This window comes from Shewanella sp. SR43-8 (assembly GCF_014163775.1).
In the GTDB taxonomy this organism is placed as follows: Bacteria; Pseudomonadota; Gammaproteobacteria; order Enterobacterales; family Shewanellaceae; genus Shewanella; species Shewanella vesiculosa.
The window spans coordinates 1-278 of the sequence record NZ_JACJDX010000045.1 but is presented as its reverse complement, the minus strand read 5'-3'; the positions used below and the strand labels follow the sequence as shown (position 1 = coordinate 278).

Here is a 278-nt window from a genome sequence, read left to right as displayed (position 1 = left end):
ACGTTAATGTTGGTGGTGTTGACACCATCTGAGGCGCCAACGACTAAATTGTGCACGTTCGCCAGGGCTTCAAAGTCATTGGCGACGGCGGCCACGCCCGCTGGGGTCAAGCTGATGACACCGGTGGTGGGATCAATCTCAAACCAAGCGTCGTCATTGCCGCTGACGATGCTGTAGGTCACTGGCGTGCCTTCTGGATCGGTGGCATTGACGGTGCCAATCACGGTGCTGTCGCTGCTGTTTTCATTGTAGCTAAAGTTGTAGCTGGTTTCGCCCAC

General features: G+C 55.8%; 1 protein-coding gene. It reads right to left on the bottom strand.

Features of this window, described 5'->3' with window-relative positions; genetic code table 11:
• On the bottom strand, positions 1-278 hold a 278-nt coding region (locus H5114_RS20290; protein ID WP_182723890.1), incomplete at both ends, for a cadherin repeat domain-containing protein.